General features: G+C 52.6%; 18 protein-coding genes and 1 CRISPR repeat array (1 of these 19 running past the window's edge). Of the genes, 15 read left to right on the top strand and 3 right to left on the bottom strand.

What is annotated here, in order from left to right; genetic code table 11:
• Positions 1 to 70: 70 nt before the first annotated feature.
• The 4 genes from pnp (at position 71) to ACMV8I_RS10625 (ending at position 5,313) form a co-directional block, all read left to right on the top strand.
• Positions 71 to 2,191: a polyribonucleotide nucleotidyltransferase gene (gene pnp, locus ACMV8I_RS10640; protein WP_498865195.1), complete on the top strand. Its 2,121-nt coding sequence runs from the start codon at positions 71 to 73 to the stop codon at positions 2,189 to 2,191.
• Positions 2,192 to 2,323: 132 nt separating this feature from the next.
• Positions 2,324 to 3,208, top strand: a complete 885-nt coding sequence (gene nlpI, locus ACMV8I_RS10635; protein ID WP_498865194.1) for a lipoprotein NlpI — start codon at positions 2,324 to 2,326, stop codon at positions 3,206 to 3,208.
• A 115-nt stretch (positions 3,209 to 3,323) separates the two neighbouring features.
• On the top strand, positions 3,324 to 3,404 hold the full coding sequence (gene yrbN / locus ACMV8I_RS10630; RefSeq protein ID WP_096335046.1) for a protein YrbN: 81 nt from the start codon (positions 3,324 to 3,326) through the stop codon (positions 3,402 to 3,404).
• On the top strand, positions 3,394 to 5,313 hold the full coding sequence (locus ACMV8I_RS10625; RefSeq protein WP_498865193.1) for a DEAD/DEAH family ATP-dependent RNA helicase: 1,920 nt from the start codon (positions 3,394 to 3,396) through the stop codon (positions 5,311 to 5,313). Before yrbN ends, ACMV8I_RS10625 begins: the two co-directional genes overlap by 11 nt.
• Before the next feature lie 104 nt (positions 5,314 to 5,417).
• Here ACMV8I_RS10625 and ACMV8I_RS10620 read toward each other — a convergent pair whose 3' ends face one another.
• Positions 5,418 to 6,443: a luciferase-like monooxygenase gene (locus tag ACMV8I_RS10620; protein WP_498865192.1), complete on the bottom strand. Its 1,026-nt coding sequence runs from the start codon at positions 6,441 to 6,443 to the stop codon at positions 5,418 to 5,420.
• Between the two features lie 344 nt (positions 6,444 to 6,787).
• Between ACMV8I_RS10620 and ACMV8I_RS10615 the strand changes: the two genes are divergently transcribed.
• The 3 genes from ACMV8I_RS10615 to ACMV8I_RS10605 are packed head-to-tail and all read left to right on the top strand — an operon-like array spanning position 6,788 to position 10,079.
• Positions 6,788 to 7,759, top strand: a complete 972-nt coding sequence (locus ACMV8I_RS10615) for an HlyD family secretion protein (protein ID WP_498865191.1) — start codon at positions 6,788 to 6,790, stop codon at positions 7,757 to 7,759.
• Positions 7,760 to 7,764: 5 nt separating this feature from the next.
• Complete coding sequence (locus ACMV8I_RS10610; protein WP_498865289.1) at positions 7,765 to 8,913, top strand: ABC transporter permease; 1,149 nt, start codon at positions 7,765 to 7,767, stop codon at positions 8,911 to 8,913.
• Between the two features lie 14 nt (positions 8,914 to 8,927).
• Entirely contained in the window at positions 8,928 to 10,079 is a 1,152-nt protein-coding gene (locus ACMV8I_RS10605; RefSeq protein ID WP_498865288.1) for an ABC transporter permease, read from the top strand.
• A 52-nt stretch (positions 10,080 to 10,131) separates the two neighbouring features.
• Here the strand turns inward: ACMV8I_RS10605 and ACMV8I_RS10600 are convergent, their stop codons facing one another.
• The gene (locus ACMV8I_RS10600) at positions 10,132 to 11,010 is read right to left on the bottom strand and encodes a U32 family peptidase (RefSeq protein ID WP_498865190.1); all 879 of its coding nucleotides are present in this window, start codon (positions 11,008 to 11,010) and stop codon (positions 10,132 to 10,134) included.
• Between the two features lie 14 nt (positions 11,011 to 11,024).
• Positions 11,025 to 12,020 carry a ubiquinone anaerobic biosynthesis protein UbiU gene (ubiU, locus tag ACMV8I_RS10595; protein ID WP_498865189.1) on the bottom strand — a complete coding sequence of 332 codons (996 nt, stop codon included), beginning with the start codon at positions 12,018 to 12,020 and terminating at the stop codon, positions 11,025 to 11,027.
• Between the two features lie 313 nt (positions 12,021 to 12,333).
• Between ubiU and ubiT the strand changes: the two genes are divergently transcribed.
• The 8 genes from ubiT to cas6f all read left to right on the top strand — a co-directional run bounded on the left by ubiT (position 12,334) and on the right by cas6f (position 21,837).
• A complete protein-coding gene (ubiT, locus tag ACMV8I_RS10590) occupies positions 12,334 to 12,855 on the top strand; it encodes a ubiquinone anaerobic biosynthesis accessory factor UbiT (protein ID WP_498865188.1) in 522 nt (173 codons plus the stop codon).
• On the top strand, positions 12,849 to 13,352 hold the full coding sequence (locus tag ACMV8I_RS10585; RefSeq protein ID WP_498865187.1) for a GNAT family N-acetyltransferase: 504 nt from the start codon (positions 12,849 to 12,851) through the stop codon (positions 13,350 to 13,352). Before ubiT ends, ACMV8I_RS10585 begins: the two co-directional genes overlap by 7 nt.
• A 315-nt stretch (positions 13,353 to 13,667) precedes the next feature.
• The gene (gene cas1f, locus ACMV8I_RS10580; protein ID WP_498865186.1) at positions 13,668 to 14,645 is read left to right on the top strand and encodes a type I-F CRISPR-associated endonuclease Cas1f; all 978 of its coding nucleotides are present in this window, start codon (positions 13,668 to 13,670) and stop codon (positions 14,643 to 14,645) included.
• Complete coding sequence (cas3f, locus tag ACMV8I_RS10575) at positions 14,642 to 17,923, top strand: type I-F CRISPR-associated helicase Cas3f (protein WP_498865185.1); 3,282 nt, start codon at positions 14,642 to 14,644, stop codon at positions 17,921 to 17,923. Before cas1f ends, cas3f begins: the two co-directional genes overlap by 4 nt.
• Positions 17,924 to 17,943: 20 nt before the next feature.
• Positions 17,944 to 19,284 carry a type I-F CRISPR-associated protein Csy1 gene (csy1, locus tag ACMV8I_RS10570; protein ID WP_498865184.1) on the top strand — a complete coding sequence of 447 codons (1,341 nt, stop codon included), beginning with the start codon at positions 17,944 to 17,946 and terminating at the stop codon, positions 19,282 to 19,284.
• The gene (csy2, locus tag ACMV8I_RS10565; protein WP_498865183.1) at positions 19,281 to 20,234 is read left to right on the top strand and encodes a type I-F CRISPR-associated protein Csy2; all 954 of its coding nucleotides are present in this window, start codon (positions 19,281 to 19,283) and stop codon (positions 20,232 to 20,234) included. The genes csy1 and csy2 overlap by 4 nt, the downstream gene beginning before the upstream one ends.
• Positions 20,235 to 20,256: 22 nt before the next feature.
• Entirely contained in the window at positions 20,257 to 21,273 is a 1,017-nt protein-coding gene (gene csy3 / locus ACMV8I_RS10560) for a type I-F CRISPR-associated protein Csy3 (protein ID WP_498865182.1), read from the top strand.
• 9 nt (positions 21,274 to 21,282) lie between these two features.
• Positions 21,283 to 21,837: a type I-F CRISPR-associated endoribonuclease Cas6/Csy4 gene (gene cas6f / locus ACMV8I_RS10555; RefSeq protein ID WP_498865181.1), complete on the top strand. Its 555-nt coding sequence runs from the start codon at positions 21,283 to 21,285 to the stop codon at positions 21,835 to 21,837.
• Between the two features lie 128 nt (positions 21,838 to 21,965).
• A CRISPR array of direct repeats spans positions 21,966 to 22,950; the repeat unit is 28 nt; unit sequence GTTCACTGCCGAACAGGCAGCTTAGAAA; it runs 603 nt beyond the window's last position.

Below are 22,950 nucleotides of genomic sequence, written 5' to 3'. Positions count from 1 at the left end.
GAGAAGTTCTGATATTTACTGACGTGAACTGCTGTCATAACAGCTGCGCGTCACATGAAAGGATATTACATTGCTTAATCCGACTATTCGTAAATTCCAATACGGTCAACACACTGTCACGCTGGAAACCGGCATGATGGGTCGTCAGGCAACTGCAGCCGTGATGGTTAGCATGGATGACACCGCAGTATTCGTGACTGTTGTTGGCCAGAAAAAAGCCAAACCAGGCCAAAGCTTCTTCCCTTTGACGGTTAACTATCAGGAGCGTACTTACGCTGCTGGTCGTATCCCGGGCAGCTTCTTCCGTCGTGAAGGCCGTCCAAGTGAAGGCGAAACCCTGACTTCCCGTCTCATTGACCGTCCAATTCGCCCTCTGTTCCCAGAAGGTTTCCTGAATGAAGTTCAGGTTATTGCGACGGTGGTTTCTCTGAACCCACAAGTAAACCCTGACATCGTTGCGATGATCGGTGCTTCTGCTGCACTGAGCCTGTCTGGCATTCCATTCAGTGGCCCAATTGGTTCAGCACGAGTAGGTTACATCAATGGTCAGTACGTTCTAAACCCGACGGCAGATGAGCTGAAAACCAGCAGTCTGGACCTGGTGGTTGCCGGTACCCAAGGCGCCGTACTGATGGTTGAGTCTGAAGCGGACGTGTTGAGCGAAGATCAGATGCTGGGCGCTGTGGTGTTCGGGCATGAACAACAACAAATCGTTATTGATAACATCAACTCTCTGGTTGCTGAAGTCGGTAAAGCGAAATGGGATTGGAAACCTGAAGTCGTTAACGCTGAGCTGCATGCTCGCGTAGTGACACTGGCAGAATCTCGTTTAGGTGATGCATACCTGATCACTGACAAACAAGAGCGTTACGCTCAGATCAACGTTATCAAAGCGGAAGTGGTTAAAACCCTGCAAGCTGAAGATGAAACACTGGACGCTGGCGAAATCTCTGACCTATTGGGCAGCATTGAGAAGAACGTGGTGCGTAGCCGTGTTCTGCGTGGCGAGCCACGTATTGATGGTCGTGAAAAAGACATGATCCGTGGTTTGGACGTGCGTACTGGCGTTCTGCCACGTACCCATGGTTCAGCACTGTTCACTCGTGGTGAAACTCAGGCGCTGGTTACTGCCACTCTGGGTACTGCACGTGATGCGCAGAACCTTGATGAGTTGATGGGTGAGAAGTCTGACAGCTTCTTGTTCCACTACAACTTCCCTCCATACTCCGTTGGTGAAACTGGGATGGTGGGTTCGCCTAAGCGCCGTGAAATTGGTCATGGTCGTCTGGCGAAACGTGGCGTGTTGGCCATGATGCCAAAACCAGAAGATTTCCCGTACACCGTACGTGTGGTTTCTGAAATCACCGAATCTAACGGTTCATCTTCTATGGCTTCTGTTTGTGGCGCTTCTCTGGCCCTGATGGATGCAGGCGTGCCGATTAAAGCAGCTGTCGCGGGTATCGCAATGGGCCTGGTTAAAGAAGGCGAGAGCTTTGTCGTTCTGTCTGACATTCTGGGTGACGAAGATCATCTGGGCGACATGGACTTTAAAGTAGCCGGTAGCCGTGACGGTATTACTGCGCTGCAGATGGACATCAAAATTGAAGGCATCACCCGCGAAATCATGCAGGTTGCACTGAATCAGGCTAAGGGTGCGCGTCTGCACATTCTGGGCGTGATGGAACAGGCTATCAGCACTCCGCGTGGTGATATATCTCAATTTGCACCACGTATTCATACCATTAAGATCAGTCCAGATAAAATCAAAGACGTGATCGGTAAAGGTGGTTCTGTTATTCGTGCCCTGACCGAAGAAACCGGCACCACCATTGAAATTGAAGATGATGGTACAGTTAAAATCGCTGCGACCGACGGTGAGAAAGCTAAATTCGCTATCCGTCGTATCGAAGAGATCACTGCTGAAGTTGAAGTTGGCCGTATCTATCAAGGTAAAGTAACTCGCATCGTAGACTTTGGCGCATTTGTTGCCATTGGCGGCGGTAAAGAGGGTCTGGTTCATATTTCTCAAATCGCTGACAAGCGCGTTGATAAAGTGACCGATTACCTACAGATGGGTCAGGAAGTTCCGGTTAAAGTTGTTGAGGTTGATCGCCAGGGTCGCGTACGCTTGAGCATGAAAGATGCCGTAGCGCCAAGCCAAAGCGAAGCCGCAGAGCCTTCAGCCGAATAAATTTCTGTAACAGAAGTTTTACAGTTCCCTGTCATCAGGCAGGGAACTGTTCGTATCATGAGCGCAGGATGCGCTTGTGTTAAGCAGCCGGATGACAGGAGGTTAATCCAATGTTTGTCTTCGGGAGTAGAAATGAAGCCTTTCTTGCGCTGGTGTTATGTTGCGACAGCTCTTATGTTGGCAGGATGCAGCAACCATGATTGGCGTAAAAACGAAGTTCTGGCTATTCCGTTGCAGCCTACGTTGCAGCAGGAAGTTATCTTGGCGCGTATGGAACAAATCCTTGCCAGTCGAGCGCTGACTGACGATGAGCGTGCACAGCTATTATATGAGCGCGGTGTGCTGTATGATAGTCTGGGTCTTAGAGCGTTAGCGCGGAACGATTTTTCACAAGCGCTGTCTATTCGTCCTGATATGCCAGAAGTTTTTAACTACCTGGGGATTTACTTAACGCAGGCAGGCAATTTCGATGCTGCCTATGAAGCGTTTGATTCTGTACTAGAGCTTGATCCAACTTACAACTACGCGCGTTTGAACCGAGGTATCGCACTGTATTACGGTGGCCGATTCTCGTTAGCGCAGGATGATCTGCAGGCGTTTTATCGAGACGATCCAAATGATCCCTTCCGTTCTTTATGGCTTTATCTTGCGGAGAGAGAAATCAATCCGAAGGATGCCGACGTAGCGCTGCAGCAGCGTTATGACAAAGCGGACAGAGGGCAATGGGGATGGAATATCGTCGAATTCTACCTGGGTAAGATCAGCGAAACAACGCTGATGGAACGCCTAAAGGCGGAAGCAACGGATAACACTTCGCTCGCTGAGCATCTCAGTGAAACTGACTTCTATTTAGGTAAACATTACCTAAGTCTGGGGGACAAGAACAGCGCCCTGGCACTGTTCAAACTGACGGTAGCTAACAACGTTCATAATTTTGTTGAGCACCGCTATGCATTGTTGGAATTGGCGCTATTAGGCCAAGAGCAAGACGACCTATCAGAATCGGACCAGCAATAGCTGACGACACCAATCAGCCTTCTTAAATCATGGTTTAACCATTTTTAAGCGCCTTAACGGGCGAGGGTTGTTTTGTTCGTTTTATAATCTAATTTGAGCCGGTTCACACTTTTCAATGAAAATGACTGAAAATTTTCTCGACGAGTTATGTAGACTGGCTGCCATTATTAATGAGGCACGTGTACATGACTACTGAGCTTGAAACCTCTTTTGCTGACCTGGGGCTGTCTGCTCCTATCATTGCCGCCCTGACCGATCTGGGCTACGAAAAACCATCACCGATCCAATCCGAATGTATTCCACACCTTTTAAACGGTCGTGACGTATTAGGTATGGCGCAAACCGGTTCTGGTAAAACTGCGGCCTTCGCGCTGCCACTGCTGCACAACATTAAGCCTGAGTTGAAGGCTCCACAGATTCTGGTATTGGCTCCAACCCGTGAACTGGCCGTTCAGGTTGCTGAAGCTTGTACTGATTTCGCTAAACATTTGCATGGCGTGAATGTGGTTGCCCTTTACGGCGGCCAACGCTATGACGTCCAACTGCGCGCACTGCGTCAGGGTCCACAAATTGTTGTGGGTACCCCAGGCCGTCTGCTGGACCACCTGAAACGCGGCACCCTGAACCTCTCTAACCTGAGCGGTTTGGTGCTGGATGAAGCCGATGAAATGCTGCGTATGGGCTTCATCGAAGACGTTGAAACCATCATGGCGCAGATCCCGGCTGATCATCAGACCGCACTGTTCTCTGCCACCATGCCGGAAGCTATCCGTCGCATTACCCGTCGTTTCATGAAAGATCCGCAGGAAGTTCGCATTCAGTCTAGCGTAACTACCCGTCCGGACATCAGCCAGAGCTACTGGTCTGTCCATGGTCTGCGTAAAAATGAAGCGTTGGTACGTTTCCTTGAGTCTGAAGATTTTGATGCGGCGATTATTTTCGTACGTACCAAAAACGCAACACTGGAAGTGGCTGAAGCGCTTGAACGTAGCGGCTACAACAGTGCAGCTCTGAACGGTGACATGAACCAGTCCCTGCGTGAGCAGACTCTGGAACGTCTGAAAGATGGCCGTCTGGACATTCTGATCGCAACCGACGTGGCAGCACGTGGTCTTGATGTAGAACGTATCAGCCTGGTTGTTAACTATGACATCCCGATGGACTCAGAATCTTACGTTCACCGTATCGGCCGTACCGGTCGTGCTGGTCGTGCTGGCCGTGCGCTGCTGTTCGTTGAGAACCGTGAACGTCGCCTGCTTCGTAACATTGAACGTACCATGAAGCTGACCATCCCAGAAGTTGAAATTCCTACTGCAGATGTACTGGGCGAGCGTCGTCTTGCTAAGTTCGCTGCAAAAGTTCAGCTACAACTGGAAAGCAGCGATCTGGATCAATATCGTGCGCTGCTGGCAAAAATGCAACCTGCAGAAGCGCTGGATATCGAAACGCTGGCCGCTGCGCTGCTGAAAATGGCACAGGGCGAACGTCCGTTGATCGTTCCTGCTGATCAGGCCTTCAAAAGCCGTCCGCCACGTCGTGATTTTGACGAGCGTAGCGATCGCGGTGACCGCAATGACCGTCGTCCATCTCGTGATGGTGACCGTCCTGCACGTGATGGCGCAGCTTCACGTGATGGTGCACCACGTCGTGAACGTCGTGATGCTGGTGAGATGGAACTGTATCGCATCGAAGTGGGTCGCGATGACGGTGTTGAAGTTCGTCACATCGTTGGCGCAATTGCTAACGAAGGCGACATCAGCAGCCGTTATATCGGTAACATCAAATTGTTCTCTTCGCATTCAACGATCGAGTTGCCGAAAGGCATGCCGGGCGAGATTCTGTCTCATTTCACCCGCACCCGTATCCTGAACAAGCCGATGAACATGCAGTTGTTAGGCGATGCACAGCCACAAGCAGCACGCCGTGAACGTCCTGCTGGTGCTCCAGGTGCTGGCGGTGAACGCCGTGGTAACGGTGCTCCACCTCGTACTTTCAGCGGCGAACGTCGTGAAGGTGGCCGTGGTCGTCCTGCTGAACGTCGTGAAGGCGGTGCTTCTGTACCTGCTGGCGAACGTCGTACACCACGCCGTACTCCTGACGCATAATCTGACGTTAGCTCAGGCTAATAACAGATAAATAAAAACCCGCTTCGGCGGGTTTTTTTATGTTTGTCGTATTTGTCATTGCAGGATGAAAACAGTTCACGAAATCAGTCGATACGCACTTCCCGGACCAAATCATTCTGCAATTGAGAGACAATTTCGAATGAATGCAACCGCGCCTGCTGATCGAAAATCTGGCCGTTGATCATCAATTCATCCGCTTCGGTTTCACGGAGTATGGTTTGCAGACCTGCCCGGACCGTCTCTTTATTGCCTACCACCGACAGCCGCAGCGCCTGATCAACACCAAAGCGTTCCGATGCAGAACACAGGCTTTCTATATTATCGACGGGCGCAGGCAGTTTACCCGGATTACCACGACGCAGATTGATGAACTGCTGCTGATTGGACGTAAACATGCGACGGGCTTCTTCATCGGTATCTGCGGCAATGGCATTGATACAGACCATGGCGTGCGCTTTTTGCAATTGTTCCGATGGCTTGAACTGGCTGCGATAAATCGCCAGCGCCTGATACAGCATGTCTGGCGCAAAATGTGACGCAAAAGCAAATGGCAGACCCAAAGCTGCGGCAAGCTGTGCGCTGTACAGACTTGAGCCCAGCAACCACAATGGCACATGCAAACCCTGACCCGGTACGGCCTGTACAGGCTGACCTGGCTGCACATCGGCAAAATAGTGCTGCAGTTCCTGCACATCCTGTGGGAAGTTATCTACTTCGCCGGAAAGATGACGACGTAGGGCTACCATGGTGCGCTGATCGGTACCTGGCGCGCGGCCAAGGCCGAGATCCACACGGTCGGGATAGAGCGTCGCCAACGTACCGAATTGCTCCGCAATCACCAGCGGCGAGTGGTTAGGCAGCATGACGCCACCCGACCCCACGCGAATCGTTTTGGTGCCACCGGCAATGAACCCAAGCAAAACCGAAGTCGCGGCACTGGCGATACCGGTCATGTTGTGATGCTCTGCCATCCAATAACGCTGATAGCCCCACTTTTCAGCGTGTTGGGCTAACTCCAGAGAAGAATGGAAAGCCTGTTTCGGTGAAGAACCCTGCGGTACCGGTGCCAGATCCAGCACGGAAAGAGGGACTGTTATTTTCTCAGACATGATTATCACTCACTCGTTAATGGGTGAGGGGCAAACCTGTTCGCCCGCTAATTATACAGGTGAGTATCACCTAATAAACTTTAGCTGAATACTTCATTTGTGCTCTGGGGCAACAGGAATGCGAATCTGCACGAATATTTACAGGTTGATTTATAATTTAATGGATATGCCGTTTCGTGTTAAAAAAGCCTCTCTGCATCCCGTTATTATGCCTGCGCTTTATTCATCCCCTAAAGAAGCAGCGGGCAGGGAACAGGCTCAATGGAAAAGGAAATGCCAACGATCCGTACCGATCCCCGTCGGGCTGAGATTTACCGCTGGCAGTGATAAAGGAAGTTAATACTATGAGTAAAAGAATATTATTGACCCTGTTGCTGGTCGCAGTGGCCATTTCGCTGGCGGTTCTTTTCCGCGCAAATAACCAGGATCTCTTATTACAGGGTGAGGTTGATGCCCCTGAGGTTATTGTTGCGTCCAAAGCTAAAGGTCGCGTCATTGAACGTCATGTTGAACGCGGTGATGATGTTAAAGCCGGACAGCTTCTGATCACTCTCGACAGCCCCGAACTGATGGCGCAGTTGCGCTCGCTGGAAGCCGCACGCGACCAGGCCAAAGCGCAGCTGGATTTGTCGGCCAACGGTACCCGTGAAGAGAGCATTCGCAACCTGAAGGCCACGCTGTCACAGGCGCAGGCCGAATACATAAATGCCCGCGATCAATATAATCGCAACGCCAAAGTGGCCACCAAAGGTTTCATCTCGGCATCAGATTTAGAAGACTCCCGTCGTGCGCGTGACAGCGCCTATCAACAGGTATTAGTGGCAAAAGCCAATCTGGATGAAGGTATCAACGGCGATCGCGCCGAGCAGCGTGAGAGCTATGCTGCCCAACTGCGGCAGGCTGAGGAAGAGCTGCTGGAAGTCAAAGTGCAGACCGATGACCTGCAGGTGAAAGCCCCCGTTGATGGTGAGGTGGGTCCGATCCCGGCGGAAGTTGGGGAGTTGCAAAGTGCATCCAGCCCGCTGTTGACTCTGATCCGCTTGCCAGATGCTTATTTTGTTTTTAACCTGCGGGAAGATGTTCTGGCGGGTGTGCACAAAGGTGACAAAGTCCGGATCCGCGTTCCGGCGCTGAATGACCAGATGATCGACGCCGACGTGCGTTATATCGCTCCGCTGGGGGATTACGCCACTAAACGTGCCACGCGTGCCACCGGCGACTTTGACCTGAAAACGTTTGAAGTCCGTCTCTATCCACTCAAACCTATTCCTAATTTAAGGCAGGGAATGAGCGCTCTGTGGAACTGGAAGGAGTAGTGGCAATGTACCGGCTCAAAGCCAGCTGGCGCTGCTTTTCACGTTCTTTCGCCCGCGAAACGCATCATGCTTTTCGTCAACCGGTGATCCACTGGCTGGGCTGGATATTTCCTTTGCTGCTGTTCATTCTCATCAGCAGTAACTTCTCGGAAGGAACGCTGCTTGATCTGCCCGTTTCGGTAGTTGATAGCGACCACAGTACATTGTCGAAAACCCTAACCCGAAAACTTGATGCCGGTTCGCACGCCCATGTTCAGGCCTTTGATGGTGGCTTGCAAGAAGCCGAGCACCGGCTGCGTACCGCGCAGGATTACGCGCTGCTCTACATTCCGCCAGACTTTGAAGCTGATGCCCTCGCTGGCAAACAGCCCAGCGTAGTGCTCTATTACAACGCGCTGTTTTACGGAGCCGGACTCTATTCAACGCAGGACTTTAGCGGACTTATCACTGAACTCAACACTCAATATCGTTCAATCATTGCTAATGCAATCGGTAAAAACGTGCCGCCTCTGGCCAGCGTCGAGCTCTCTTATGGCAGCCTGTTCAACGCCAGTGGCAGCTACATTTATTACCAACAATTTGCCGCCACGATCCACCTGATCCAACTCTTTACCGTTACCTGCATGATCTACGTGATGGCCCGAAGCCAGTCGCTGCTGGCGGCACCTTCATTTACCTTCGCGCTGCTGGGAAAGCTGGCACCTTATACGTTGTGTTTTACCACCTTACTGATGGTAGAAATCGCCATGCTGGTTGGCTTCTTTGATGCACGCGTCAGCGGTGATCCGTTATTTATGGTTTTGATCAGCTTCTTTTATGTGATCGCCGCGCAGAGCATGGGCTTGCTGCTGTTTACTTTTACCCGTACCACGATCACCGCGTACACCATGATGGGGATTTTCGTTAGTATCGCGCTGACCTTCTCGGGTATGGCAGTTCCTGAGCTCTCAATGCCGTGGCCTGCTCGCATCATTTCCAACATTGAACCCCTGACGCATGCGCTGTACGCCATGTTCGATATCTTCCTGCGCCAGGTTCCTGCCAGTGCCATCTTCAGCGTTTGCGCTATCTTGCTGATTTATCCGTTGCTCACCGGCCTGCTGGTGCATAAGCGCTTATACCTGCGACTGAAAAAACAGGAGCCGGGAAAATGACCACGCGTCAATGGCTGCAAACCTACTGGAAAACGTTCACCAAAGTCCTGATTGGCATGCTCGACAGGCCGATGTGGTTGATGCTGCTGCTCTCGCTGTGCGTTATGAGCACGGTATACGCTAACCGCACTGTGTGGGACTTGCCGGTCGCGGTGGTCGATCAGGACCACAGCAGCGCCAGCCGTCTGCTGACCCGCCAGTTGGATGCGACGTCAAAAATCAAAGTTAACAGCTACGACAGCGTTGAGGAGGCGAAGCGAGACCTGGCCTGGCGAAAACTGTTTGCGGTGATCATCATGCCGGTCGATCTGGAGAAGAAGATCCTCGCCGGTCAAGATATTGTGATCCCGGTGTATGGCGATGCCACCAACCGCCTGGCGAACGGCCAGATCCAGCAGGATGTGGTGGCGGCCTATCAGTCGATCCTGATGCAATACAACACGGATCTCCTGATGCGTAGTGGCTTTACCGCCAAACAGGCCAGCGTATTGATCACCCCGATCGTCGGCCAGACGCTGGACCTGTTCAACCCGGGTATCAGCTTTGCGGCGATCATCTTTCCTGGCCTGCTGGTCATGTTGTTACAGCACTCCCTGCTGATTGCCAGCGTGCGCGTTAACATTACGCTCAACAGTGCGCCTGACGGAAAACCCGGCATTCCGGTGTTTCTTGGCGGGTTATCGGCGCTGATCCCCATCTGGCTGTTCTTGTCGATTGTCCTGTTTATTCTGTGGCCGTGGGTGTTGGGCTACCGGCAAACGGCAAGTATTCCTGAGATCATCATGCTGACGTTCCCCTTCCTGTTGGCAGTTCTCGGGCTGGGAAAACTGGTGACGGAGTGTCTGCGCAGCGTGGAGATGATCTACCTGACGCTCTCTTTCATTACCATGCCCGTGTTTTATATCTCCGGAACCCTGTGGCCTCTGCAGGCAATGCCCGACTGGGTGCGGGCTATCTCGTCGATGCTGCCCTCGACCTGGGCAACCAAAGCCATCGCCGGCGTGAACCAGATGGGCCTGCCGTTCAGTGAGGTGGGCAGTGACATGCTGATGTTACTTCTGCTGGGGGCGGTTTATACCGTACTGGGAATTGGGCTGGGGATATTGCGCGACAGCGGCCGCCTGCGCAGCATGCTGTACCGTAAAAAACCGCTGAAGAATGACTGAGATGATAGAACGCCACACATAAGGGCAGGCATCTGCCCTTAATTAGCCAAAACTAACGCACCAGTTCCAGCCCGGCGACTCGCTGCCAGTAACCGTTGCAGTCGGTCTTGTCGGTCAGGTTGAGTGGCGTCAGGGCGTGTTCATTGGTGCGGAATGATTCCAATACCTTCAGCGTTTCCTGACTTTCCGGCGATAGCCTGACGATATCCACCAAACCTTCCATTGACGTCATCTCATTGCCGAGGTTGTAGCAATAGCCGCTCTGAGTCTGAATACCGTTGAGCACGAACACTTGCTGGTTTTCCTGTGACAACACCTTGCGGCCCTGCGGATACTTAATGCAGCAGATTTCACAGTCATCTTTTGCCCTATCTTCCGAACGCGCGGTAAAGCAGCGAGCGGAATAGGCCAGTGGCAGATGACCGTAAGACAGCACCTCCACTTCGAATTTATCGCGGATGCCCAGCGCTTCGCACTGCTTCAGCAGATTGACCAGCCAGTCTCGGGACAATTCGACCGGCATACACCAGCGTGTCATCCCCTGTTGTTGCAGGATCTTCAGCGTCACTGCGTTATAGCAATTAAGCGCATGGCCGACCACAAACGGCAGGTTGCGCTCTGCGGCCATATTGACTGCACCAAAATCATTGGCCTCGATAACAAACTCGCCGTTCTCGACGTAGCGTTTCAGCTCATTCAGCTCAGACGGTGCCTGCAACAAAGCCAGCGTCGATAACACCACTTGTTTGCCACTGGCCGCTAAGTGACGGGCGATCTCCATCCAGTCATTGACCTTCATCTCGCGTCGTTTGGTGCAGACGTTTTCCCCGAGATAAATCACATCTGCGCTGCTGCTGGCTGCGGCCTGATAAAAGGCCTCAACCTCGGCTTTTGGCCAATAATAGAGAATGGCCCCTAAAGAGTATTTCATCATTTTCCCTGCGATCACTGCCATTTACGATGGTACGCGCCGAGCGTAGTTTGCGTACCTTCCGACATAGAACCCAACTGTTTCATCCACTCTGCGTCCGTCGTGAAGCCTTGCGGATCGGCCATAAAACGGTCGATAGCGGCTCGCCAGACGCGCGTCACCTGGCTGACATAGGCCGGGCTGCGCTGACGGCCTTCGATTTTTACCGAGGCAATATTGGCAGCGAATAGTTCCGGTAACAGCTCCAGCGTATTCAGGCTGGTGGGTTCCTCCAGCGCATGATACTTGGCGCCATCGACCAGATAACGGCCTTTGCACAGCGTCGGATACCCAGCATTTTCGCCTTCGTCATAACGGTCAATCAGCACGTCATTCAGACGCGACTCCATCCCTTGCGGCGTCTGCTGCCAGCGCACAAATCGTGCCGGAGAACAGGCTCCGACCGTATTGGGGGACTCGCCGGTCAGATAAGAAGACAGATAGCAGCGCCCTTCGGCCATAATGCACAGGCTGCCGAACGCAAACACTTCCAGCGGGACGACGCTGCTGCGTGATAACTGGCGTACCTGGTGCATTGACAGCACGCGCGGCAACACCACGCGGGCGACGTCAAAATTGCGCTGATAAAAACGAATAGCTTCGTCATTGGTGGCTGATGCCTGCACCGAGACATGGCGTTCGACGTGCGGGTAACGGGTTGCAGCATAATCAAGCATGGCAATATCGGCGAGGATCAGTGCATCAGCACCGAGCTGCGCCGCCATGTCCACGGCGCGTTCCCAACGCTGATAGCCATCCGGATGCGCAAAAGTATTGATCGCAATGTGCAGCTTGCGGTGGCGACGGTGGACGTAATTTGCCGCCTCCTGCAATTTCTTCTCAGTAAAGTTCAGACCGGCAAAGTGGCGGGCGTTAGTATCATCTTTTAAGCCGATATAAACCGCATCGGCTCCATTATCAATTGCCGCTTTTAACGCAGGCAAATTGCCCGCCGGGCAAAGTAGCTCCATCGTCTGTTCCTGGCTTTAACCGGCAATAACTGTGCCGGCAAGAGTGAAAAGGGGAGAATCCGCTGACGTAAATCATTTATCAGGGAGCGTTTACTGGTCGACCATTTTAGTGAAGCTATGAATGCAATATTTTGATTTGAGCCAGTTTCTGCCGAGTTGGCCAGAGGTATGCCTTAGCGGGAGGTTGTATGCGTTTTCTTTCTGTTGCAGTATTTATTGATGCAGGCCGCTGAACTAAATGGACGATGTGGCAAAATAGGGCGCATATCTTGACCTAATCAGTTTCCGAAAAGTACCTAAAGGAGTAGTGCCAGTGTTGCAAAAACTACGAGCACGTATGGTGCGCCAGGGACCCTCCCTGTTGAGTGTGCCATTAAAATTCACGCCTTTTTCGCTACAGCGTCAGGTTTTGCAGCAAGTGCTGAGCTGGCAGTTCCGTCAGGCGCTGGCTGAAGGTGAACTCGACTTCCTCGAAGGTCGCTGGTTAAAAATTGAGGTCAGCGATCTCAACCTAAACTGGCTGATGAGCGTTGAAGAGGGCAAGCTGCAAATTCGTGAGCACGGCGAAGCAGATGTCAGCTTCAGTGGCAACGCCAATGACCTGGTGCTGATCGCCGCCCGCAAACAAGATCCCGATACGTTATTCTTCCAGCGTCGCCTGCGTATTGAAGGCGACACCGAGCTTGGTCTGAACGTAAAAAATCTGATGGACGCCATTGATCTGGACAGCATGCCGGTTCTGCTGAAAAGTGGCCTGATGCGTCTTGCTGACTTTATCGAAGCCGGTTTACAAGAGGACCGCGAGCCTGTGGCTCCGGTAGTGCAAACATGTTAATTCGCACCGAAATACCTATTGATGCCGCTGGCATTGACCGCCTGTTGCGCGCCGCATTTCCCAACAGCGGCGAAGCAGATTTGGTCAAAGAGCTACGTGAAGATGGGCTGCTGACGCTTGGCGTGGTCGCGACTGACGATGAAGGAAGCGTGGTCGGCTACGTCGCCTTCTGTCCGGTGGATATCAAAGGTGAAGACCGCAACTGGGTCGGGCTGGCACCGCTGGCGGTTGAGGAGTCTCTGCGTCGTCAGGGGGTAGGTGAGAAGCTTATCTACGAAGGTCTGGATTCCCTCAATGAATTTGGATACGCCGCCGTCGTCGTTCTCGGTAACCCAGCCTACTATGGACGTTTCGGTTTCAAATCCGCCGCAGCACACGATCTTCACTGCCGCTGGCCGGACACGGAAGCCGCCTTTCAGCTTTACACCCTGACCGAAGACGCCCTGACTGACGCCCACGGCGAAGTCACTTTCCCGGCTGCATTTAATCGGTTTTGATTTTAGCGATGACGAATAATACCTAAAGCGGAGACTCCTCCGCTTTTTTGGCTCACAACACCTTTCTTAAAACTCCCTTTTGTTACCCGTTCTAACGCATTGATTTTAGATTAAAGTCATTGCAGCACGCTAATAACGCAGGGGATAGCGTATTTTTCAACAGTTCACTGCTGCACTGGCAGCTTAGAAATAAAAATATCTTCTGGCTTAGCTTGCAGCATGTAAATACCCAATATATTTAATCATTGATGTTCGATCTAATCGGTCTATTTTATAAGTTATTATTTTTATAAAACTATCGAAAAGGACTTTAAAATGGCCGAAGCGTTAATGCCCAGTGAACTTAAAACCATTCTGCATTCTAAACGGTCCAATATTTACTATCTGCAATATTGCCGTGTTTTAGTGAACGGTGGGCGGGTTGAATATGTGACGGAGGAAGGGAAACAATCACTTTATTGGAATATCCCTATCGCTAATACCACCGTTGTGATGTTGGGAACGGGGACCTCAGTGACGCAGGCCGCAATGCGGGAATTCGCCAGAGCCGGTGTTCTGGTTGGGTTCTGCGGCGGGGGTGGAACGCCGCTTTTTTCTGCCAATGAAGTCGAAGTGAATGTCTCATGGTTAACGTCGCAAAGTGAATATCGCCCGACGGAGTATCTGCAATATTGGGTCAGTTTCTGGTTCGATGAACAGAAAAGACTGGCCGCGGCAGTGGCATTTCAGCAGGTTCGTATAGCGCAAATTCGTAAGCACTGGTTTAGCGCAACAATGTCGCGTGAAGATGCGTTTAAACTTGATCATTCCCGAATAGAATCAACGTTATTACGTTTTGAACGCAGTCTGCCTGAGTGTCATACCATTACCGGGCTAATGGCGCAGGAAGCGGTGCTGACCAAAAGCCTTTATAAGCTAGCAGCGACGGCAGCCAGTTATGGCGATTTCACCCGAGCCAAACGTGGCGGTGGTGTCGATCTCGCTAACCGTTTTCTCGATCATGGTAACTATCTGGCTTACGGGCTGGCCGCGACGGCCGTGTGGGTGATTGGCCTGCCGCATGGCCTTGCCGTCATGCATGGCAAAACACGACGCGGAGGGCTGGTGTTTGACGTTGCGGATTTGATTAAGGATGCGCTAATTCTGCCTCAGGCTTTTATTGCAGCGATGAATGGCGATGACGAACAGGAATTCCGCCAGCGCTGCCTGAGTAATTTCCAGCGAGCCGATGCCTTAGATACCATGATTGAAACAGTACAAGACGTTGCACAAAAAATAAGTCAGCACCGATGAATATATTATTAGTCTCTGAGTGTAATAAAAAAGCGCTGGTGGAAACCCGTCGAATCATCGATCAGTTTGCTGAACGTAAAGGAAGGCGTACATGGCAAACGGCGATCACCCTGGAAGGGCTAAATACGTTACGCCGTTTACTTAAGAAAACAGCCCGCAGAAACACCGCGATAGCCTGCCATTGGATTAAGTCTAACAATCAGACCGAAATTATTTGGATTGTAGGTAATATCCGTAAGTTTAATCAAAAAGGGTCGGTGCCGACGCATACCACAGAGCGCGACATTCTAAAATCCGCCACCGAAACTTCATTCCATGCTACCCAAACCATCAGTTTGTTAGCCGCCATAGCCGGGCTATTTCACGATTTCGGCAAGGCCAATCAGTTATTTCAGGACAAGTTAAAAGGCAAGGGGAAACGCTTCGAGCCTTTTCGCCATGAATGGATCTCCGTACGAATGTTTCAGGCATTCGTCAGTACTCAGACGGATGCACAGTGGTTGACTGCGTTACAACAGGTCAGCGCTGACAGTGAGAAAACCATGCTGGAGAATCTGTTACGGGATGCAACGGGCGTCAGCCATGACAGCCCGCTCTCGGGTTTGCCTCCTGTCGCACGCGTGGTGGCATGGCTGATTATTTCGCATCACCGTTTACCGGTTTACCCTAAAAACGATAAAAACGGTCAGGGCGATATTTACACTATGCCGCCTCAGGTGACGGATATTGCGGGCTGGCTGGATGAGCAATTTGCACCGTGTTGGAACTCGACCAATATCGACGCCGAATGGACCGCTAAAGAACGGCGCGAAGTCTGGCATTTCCCGCAGGGAACGCCGATACAGAGCACCACGTGGCGCAATAAAGCGCAGGTATTTGCGGCGCGTGCCTTACAACTGCCCTTAATCACTTCGCCCCATGCTTTTTTGGAGCAGCGCTTCACCAGCCATATGGCACGGCTGGTTCTGATGCTTGCCGACCATCTTTATTCTTCGCTTGATGCCACGCCAGGTTGGCAGGACCCGGCCTATGCCGCCATCGCCAATACGGATAGAAAAACCGGCAAACCCAAACAGCATCTGGATGAACACAATATTGGCGTCAGTCAGAACGCCTATTTGCTGGCGCGCACCTTGCCGTTTTTACGTGAAACACTCCCGGCGATCTCCCGCCACAAAGGTTTTAAAAAACGGACTGCTCAGCAGAAATATCGCTGGCAGGATAAAGCATTCGATCTCGCCTGTGGCTTGCGTGAAACGTCTCAGCAGCACGGTTTTTTCGGTGTGAACATGGCCTCGACCGGCTGCGGTAAAACGCTGGCCAATGCGCGAATAATGTACGGTCTGGCGGATGAAACACGCGGTTGCCGGTTTTCCGTCGCGCTCGGTCTGCGCACGCTGACATTGCAGACCGGCGATGCGCTGGGCGAAAAGCTGCATCTGGATAAAGAAGATCTGGCGGTACTGATTGGCTCACAGGCGGTGCAGCAACTGCATCAGCTTAATGATGATCGAAACGGAACGATCAATTCCGGTAGCCAGTCGGCGGACGACCTTTTTGCAGAACATCAGTACGTGCGCTACGAAGGAACGCTGGATAGCGGCCGCATTGGGCAGTGGCTAAAAGGTAAAGACTCCCTGCTGAAACTGCTCAGTGCGCCGGTGTTAGTCACCACCATTGATCATCTGATGCCCGCCTGCGAAAGCCAGCGTGGCGGGCATCAGATTGCCCCGATGCTGCGTCTGCTGACCTCCGATCTGGTGCTCGATGAACCTGATGATTTCGATATGGCCGATCTCCCTGCATTGTGTCGGTTGGTCAACTGGGCGGGCATGTTGGGTTCGCTTGTTTTACTTTCCTCAGCCACGCTCGCGCCAGCGCTGGTACAGGCATTGTTCAGCGCCTATGCCGAAGGCCGTAAGCATTATCAGCAGGCCAACGGCCAGCCGGGAATACCGCTTAATGTTTGCTGTGCGTGGTTTGATGAGCATAACGTCGCGCAAGGTCAGCATCCGAGCGGTAAGACGTTCGGCGCGCAGCACCGTGAGTTTGTCGAAATGCGCGTCCCTCTTTTGCGGCAGGCCAGGGCGCTGCGCAAGACTATTCTGGTGACGACATCACCCGAAAGCACCCGTGAAAATCATGTGGTGGAAGCCGTCTCACAACGCATTCATCAGTCATTACTGGCGCTGCATCAGCAACATCATCAGGTGCACGATAATGGAAAAACGCTGTCAGTCGGGATAGTCAGAATGGCGAATATCAACCAACTGGTTGCTGTGGCTCAGCGTCTGCTGGCGACGGGATCGCCGGAAAACACGCGTCTGCACTATTGCGTCTATCACAGCCAGCATCCGCTGGCGATGCGGGCGCACATTGAAAGTCGTCTCGACGCCACCCTGACCCGCTACGATGATCAGGCAATCTGGCAGGTGGATGAAATCCGGCAAGCCATAGAAGGGCAGCCTGAAATACATCATATCTTTGTCGTGCTTGCGACCTCCGTCGCTGAGATTGGCCGCGACCATGACTATGATTGGGCGATTGCCGAACCCAGCTCCATGCGTTCGCTTATTCAGCTTGCTGGTCGCGTACAGCGGCATCGTCAACAGGCTCCGGCTTTGCCGAACATGCATATCCTGCATAAAAACGTCAAAGCGCTGCAAAATCTCGCCCCCGCCTATTGCAAGCCGGGCGCAGAAAGCAGCCACAATCTGTTTGCCAGTCACGATCTCAATGATTTACTCCAGCCGGAGGAATATAAAATTCTCAGCGCTATTCCGCGGATCCAGGAACGTGAGCGGCTTGACCCGCCTAACAGCTTTGTTGATATGGAACACGGTCGCCTGTGGCCGGAATTATTGGGGCGTCAGCCGTGTGACGCTAACTTTGCGGCGCGCTGGTGGCGCCATGACGTCAGTTGGTGCGGCGAGCTGCAAAAGCTCACGCCCTTTCGCAAGTCGCAGCCAGACCAGCAATATTACCTGTGGCTGGAAGAGGAAGGTGATACACCGCATTTTCGTCAGCCCGACGAGGGTATTGAAGGCTGGAAAGACAGCAGCGTGTTTGATGCTGAAGCAATAGAACAGGTGTACGCGCAGGGCGTCAGCCCGTGGATGGATATGAACTACAGCAACATTTACCAGCGACTCGCCGACAGCCTCGAATGGGAATTCGATCGCGTCAGTAAAACCTTTGGCGAAATCTGTTTGCCACTAGACGAAAACAAGCGATGGCGCTGGCATGAAGTATTAGGGGTGTTTGGCGCACTCGATTAATCAAGAAGCAAGGAGGGAACATGGAAATACATGGATTAAGCCAGTTCATCACCGACTACATCGAAGGCCGTAAGCAGCCCAAGCTTGAGGCCTTCGACAAAGACGCAGAAAAAAAACGGGCGGAGATTTCTGATCCAGAAGAACAGGCCGCTTTACAGCTACAGCTGTTGGAACAGCGCAGGGAAATCGAGCGAAAATATGAAGTTCGCGCCTGGCTGACGGATGCTGCTGCGCGTGCCGGGCAGATCAGTCTGGTCACTCATGCTGTGAAATACTTTCACGGCGATGCCAAAGGCAGCAGCGTTTACAGCACGGTAAAAGCGTCTGAACCGGTCTGTCTTTCGACCGCCACATTGCATGCTCCCGCCGTGGATGCCGTCGGGAACTCGGCTGCGCTTGACGTCGCGAAACTGCTGCAAACAGAATACGAAGGCGATTCATTGCTGGCCTGCCTCAAACGCGGCGATCACTCGGCGCTGGCATCGTTGGCAGAAAACGACGCCCAACTGGCACAGTGGGTCAGCGGTTTCATGCTGGCGCTGTCGGACAAAAGCCTCTCAACGCATCAGCTCGCTAAACAGCTTTATTTCCCCGTGTCGGCAACCGGCGATTATCACCTAGTCAGCCCGTTGTATTCCTCTTCGCTGGCCCACGCCCTTTATCTGCGTATCAGCCATTCACGTTACAGCGAGGAGTCGATCGCAGCGCGTAAAGCCCGGCGTGAAAAGCAGTGGCATCCGGCGGAGGTACAGTTTTTCCCTGACCTTGCGGTGCAAAACGTCGGCGGTACTAAGCCGCAAAACATCTCCTATCTGAACAGCGCACGCGGCGGAAAAAATCACCTACTGCGCTGTGCGCCGCCCGAATGGCAGCAAATCCTCAAACCTCCTGCGGAACAAAAGACATTTTTGACAGCCGTTTCCCCGCAGGTCAGCCGCGTGGTGAACGATCTACGCCGCTATCTGCGCAGCGTTTATGAGCAGGAAAACACGCAGGTCATTCGCCAGAACCGTGCTGAATACGTCGATGAACTGATCGGCATGCTGTTCAGCTACGCGGCGGAAATTCAGAGCCTGACCGAACAGCAGGGCTGGAGCCAACAGGAAAACTGCATTCTAAAGATGTCGCAGCAACTGTGGCTGGATCCTTTGCGCCAAAATACTGACCCGGATTTTAAACGCCAGCGCGAACGCGGCGACTGGATCGCAGACATTGCCGACGACGTCGCTCACTGGCTGAACAGTCGCCTGAATAAAGACGAAAAGCTCAATATGGGTGCGGTGGAATTTAAAGAATGGTCGGTGCTAATGCGCAAGCGTCTGCACGAATTCGATGCCGCCCAGCAGGAGAAATGGCAATGAGCTACTTGATTGTTCTGCCTCATATTCAGGTCGAAAATGCCAATGCGATCTCTGGCCTGACTTACGGATTTCCTGCCATCACGCACTTCCTCGGTTATACCCACGCGCTGTCGCGCAAGGTTCAGCCAAGCCACGGCCTGACATTTAGCGGCTGCGGTGTGGTGTGCCATCAGCATCAGATTCAGGCGCATCAGGCATCCGAACGGGGTGACTACTATTTTTCGCAGACCCGCAATCCGTTGACCAAAGAAGCCAAAACCGCGCCGTTCAATGAAGAAGGGCGAATGCACATGACGGTTACGCTGTTTATCGAATGTCAGGGCAGCATTGCCCACGGTGACGCAGGGGCCAGCGAACTGGCGCAGCACCTGCAAGCGCTGTGCGTCACGCAGCGGCTGGCGGGCGGTACCGTGGTGTCAATGAAACCGGTGCGCGTACTGACGCTGCCGCAAAGTCCCAATGAACTGACGTCGTTTACCCGTGGGGAAATGTACCGCGCGCTGCCGGGATTCGCGCTGGTCGATCGCTCAGAACTGCTGGCGAGCCACTTTGCTGAGCGGCTGGAGCAGGACCCGCAGACCGAGATGATCGACGCCTGGCTTGATTTCTCCACAATCGCTTATCAGGCACACCGGCTGGAAGACGATGCGGCTGACTGGCAATACCAGCCGAAGCCGGTGAAAGGATATCTGGTGCCACTGATGGTTGGGTATACCGCTATTTCACCGCTCTATGCGCCCGGTGAGGTAGCAAAAACCCGCGACCCGACGCTGCCGTTCCGCTTCGCCGAAGCGGCTTACGGTATCGGTGAATGGCGCAGCCCGCACCGCGTGAACGACATTTATCAGCTGTTCTGGCGTTATCCGAACAGTGACGAAAATTATATTTGCAGCCACGCTCAACCCTTGCAGGAAGCCGACTTAGACCTGCAATCACACTCAGATTTTTAATCATTGAATTAAGGAAAGCGCAATGACCAAAACCACCGTAAAAACCGCCTCCGTTCTGGCTTTTGAACGTAAGCTGGCGAACTCCGATGCGCAGATGTTTGCCGGTAACTGGCATGAGCGTGATGCCGGTCTATTCCAGCCAATTGAAATCAAAGAAAAGGCGGTGCGCGGCACGATTTCAAACCGCATGAAAAACGCGTTATCGACCGATCCAGCCAAGCTGGATGCTGAGATCCAAAAGCCCAATCTGCAACGCGTTGACGTGGCCGCGTTACCCTTCGATGCCGATACCCTGAAACTCCAGTTCACTTTGCGTGTGCTGGGTAATCTTTCTTCGCCGTCGGTGTGTAACGATCAGGATTATCAGGCCGCGCTGGCGGCAGTGATTGACGGCTATCGAACCGAGCATGGTTTTGGCACGCTGGCAGCGCGTTATGCGGAAAATCTCGCGAACGGGCGTTTTCTATGGCGCAACCGCGTTGGCGCGGAAAATATCAGTGTGAAAGTGACACATAATAAAACCTGTTGGGTATTTGATTCGGCGGCATTCAGTCTGCGCAGTTTTGGCGCAGCACAGGGCGATATTGCCACACTGGCGGCGGTGATTGAACAAGCTCTGGCGGGGCAGGGATCGGCATTTTTCAGCATTGAAGCTTATGTGCAGCTCGGTGCAGGCCAGGAAGTTTTTCCGTCACAGGAGCTGGTTCTGGACAGCAGCCGTGACAACAAAAAAAGCAAAGTGCTCTATCAGGTGGGTAACGTCGCGGCGCTGCACTCACAGAAAATTGGCAACGCGCTGCGCACCATCGACGACTGGTATCCGGACGCGCTGGAACTGGAACTCGGTCCGATTGCCGTCGAACCTTACGGCTCCGTTACCAGCAAAGGGAAAGCTTACCGCCAACCAAAACAGAAAATGGATTTTTACTCCCTGCTGGATAACTGGGTGACGAAAGACAAACAGCCGGATCTCGAACAGCAACATTATGTGATGGCGACGCTGATCCGCGGCGGCGTTTTCGGTGAGAAGGGCGAATAAGGGGCAAGCATGGACAGTTATCAGGATATCCGCGTCTTGCCCGATCCCGAATTTAGTAGCGAGTTGCTGATGGCGGCACTGTTCGCCAAACTGCACCGGGCGCTGGGGCAATATGCGGACGGTAAGGTGGGCGTCAGTTTCCCACGCGCGGGGAAAGCGCCCGGAGATATACTTCGTCTGCATGGCACCGCAGAGACGCTGGCGGCGTTTAACCAACATCCGTGGCGAAAAGGGGTCAATGACCACATTGAATCCAGCGAAATTAACGCCGTACCGGCCGGTGTGAAATACCGCACCGTCAGCCGAATTCAGGTGAAGAGCAGCGCCGACAGACTGCGGCGGCGGTCAGTAAAAAAAGGTTGGCTGACTGAGGATCAAGCCTTGGAGCAAATTCCAGACAGTCGCTCCAGGAGTTGCAACCTGCCGTTTATCACTCTCAAAAGCCTTTCGACCGGTGAGAGTTTTCGATTGTTTATCAGGCAGGGAGCACTACGTGATTCACCAGTGGAAGGTGTGTTCAGCGCGTATGGGTTGAGTGCCACCACCACCATCCCCTGGTTCTGACCCTTTATTTTTACTCATTGCTAAGTTGTTGATATTAATAGTGTGAAGATAAAGGAATAAAAAAGGGGTAAATGCCCCCGTTGAGTAAACGCGGTTGTTTCTTAAGGAGATAACCGCTTTCTTCAACAGTTCACTGCCGAACAGGCAGCTTAGAAACCTGAAGAATATCATTGGGTCAAGAGCATAAAGTTCACTGCCGAACAGGCAGCTTAGAAAGATAATAGATTGTTGTATAAGTGACCCGATATGTTCACTGCCGAACAGGCAGCTTAGAAAAGCTGGAACTTACACGCTGTCGTGGACCGGCAGTTCACTGCCGAACAGGCAGCTTAGAAAGCGCAGACAACGCGCTATGACGCAGGGCTGGGGTTCACTGCCGAACAGGCAGCTTAGAAATCATACATGCAAGGTCTTTTGCTATCAAAGGCGTTCACTGCCGAACAGGCAGCTTAGAAAATCAGGCACCTTATCTCGGTTCTTAAGTTGCTGTTCACTGCCGAACAGGCAGCTTAGAAAGCGCAGCTCTCTCACCGTTCTCTCTAAGACGAGTTCACTGCCGAACAGGCAGCTTAGAAAAAAGTAGTTTTCAAGGTCGTTAGTCGTCATATGTTCACTGCCGAACAGGCAGCTTAGAAAAGTATCTCGGACACGTCGACCGATGACGTCCCGTTCACTGCCGAACAGGCAGCTTAGAAACGAGTGCGCGTATCCCGTTAAGCGCTGCAAATGTTCACTGCCGAACAGGCAGCTTAGAAAGGTGGGTGCGGAAGATCAGACGGTGCCAGCTAGTTCACTGCCGAACAGGCAGCTTAGAAAAGACCAATCCATGCCAAGTCTTAAGGCGACTTGTTCACTGCCGAACAGGCAGCTTAGAAAAGCCGTTGACGCTGCATATCTTCAAATTGATAGTTCACTGCCGAACAGGCAGCTTAGAAAATAACTTTGTTTAACCGGCGATGGCAGTTACGGTTCACTGCCGAACAGGCAGCTTAGAAATGGCACTAGCCAAACCGATCCCTTTCCGTATGGTTCACTGCCGAACAGGCAGCTTAGAAAAACTGTAAGCGCTATGGATTCGTTTTCAGCGTGTTCACTGCCGAACAGGCAGCTTAG

It is taken from the genome of Ewingella sp. S1.OA.A_B6 (assembly GCF_049889095.1).
Classification (GTDB): Bacteria; Pseudomonadota; Gammaproteobacteria; order Enterobacterales; family Enterobacteriaceae; genus Ewingella.
Note: the sequence above shows the minus strand (reverse complement) of the source record. Positions and strands in the feature narration are given on the sequence as shown.

Bases quoted from the DNA above. Each gene is read 5' to 3' on its own strand.
- nlpI (WP_498865194.1), top strand. From the start codon at position 2,324: ATGAAGCCTTTCTTGCGCTGGTGTTATGTTGCGACAGCTCTTATGTTG.
- yrbN (WP_096335046.1), top strand. From the start codon at position 3,324: ATGAAAATGACTGAAAATTTTCTCGACGAGTTATGTAGACTGGCTGCC.
- ACMV8I_RS10625 (WP_498865193.1), top strand. From the start codon at position 3,394: ATGACTACTGAGCTTGAAACCTCTTTTGCTGACCTGGGGCTGTCTGCT.
- ACMV8I_RS10620 (WP_498865192.1), bottom strand. From the start codon at position 6,443: ATGTCTGAGAAAATAACAGTCCCTCTTTCCGTGCTGGATCTGGCACCG.
- ACMV8I_RS10615 (WP_498865191.1), top strand. From the start codon at position 6,788: ATGAGTAAAAGAATATTATTGACCCTGTTGCTGGTCGCAGTGGCCATT.
- ACMV8I_RS10610 (WP_498865289.1), top strand. From the start codon at position 7,765: ATGTACCGGCTCAAAGCCAGCTGGCGCTGCTTTTCACGTTCTTTCGCC.
- ACMV8I_RS10600 (WP_498865190.1), bottom strand. From the start codon at position 11,010: ATGAAATACTCTTTAGGGGCCATTCTCTATTATTGGCCAAAAGCCGAG.
- ubiU (WP_498865189.1), bottom strand. From the start codon at position 12,020: ATGGAGCTACTTTGCCCGGCGGGCAATTTGCCTGCGTTAAAAGCGGCA.
- ACMV8I_RS10585 (WP_498865187.1), top strand. From the start codon at position 12,849: ATGTTAATTCGCACCGAAATACCTATTGATGCCGCTGGCATTGACCGC.
- cas1f (WP_498865186.1), top strand. From the start codon at position 13,668: ATGGCCGAAGCGTTAATGCCCAGTGAACTTAAAACCATTCTGCATTCT.
- cas3f (WP_498865185.1), top strand. From the start codon at position 14,642: ATGAATATATTATTAGTCTCTGAGTGTAATAAAAAAGCGCTGGTGGAA.
- csy1 (WP_498865184.1), top strand. From the start codon at position 17,944: ATGGAAATACATGGATTAAGCCAGTTCATCACCGACTACATCGAAGGC.
- csy2 (WP_498865183.1), top strand. From the start codon at position 19,281: ATGAGCTACTTGATTGTTCTGCCTCATATTCAGGTCGAAAATGCCAAT.
- csy3 (WP_498865182.1), top strand. From the start codon at position 20,257: ATGACCAAAACCACCGTAAAAACCGCCTCCGTTCTGGCTTTTGAACGT.
- cas6f (WP_498865181.1), top strand. From the start codon at position 21,283: ATGGACAGTTATCAGGATATCCGCGTCTTGCCCGATCCCGAATTTAGT.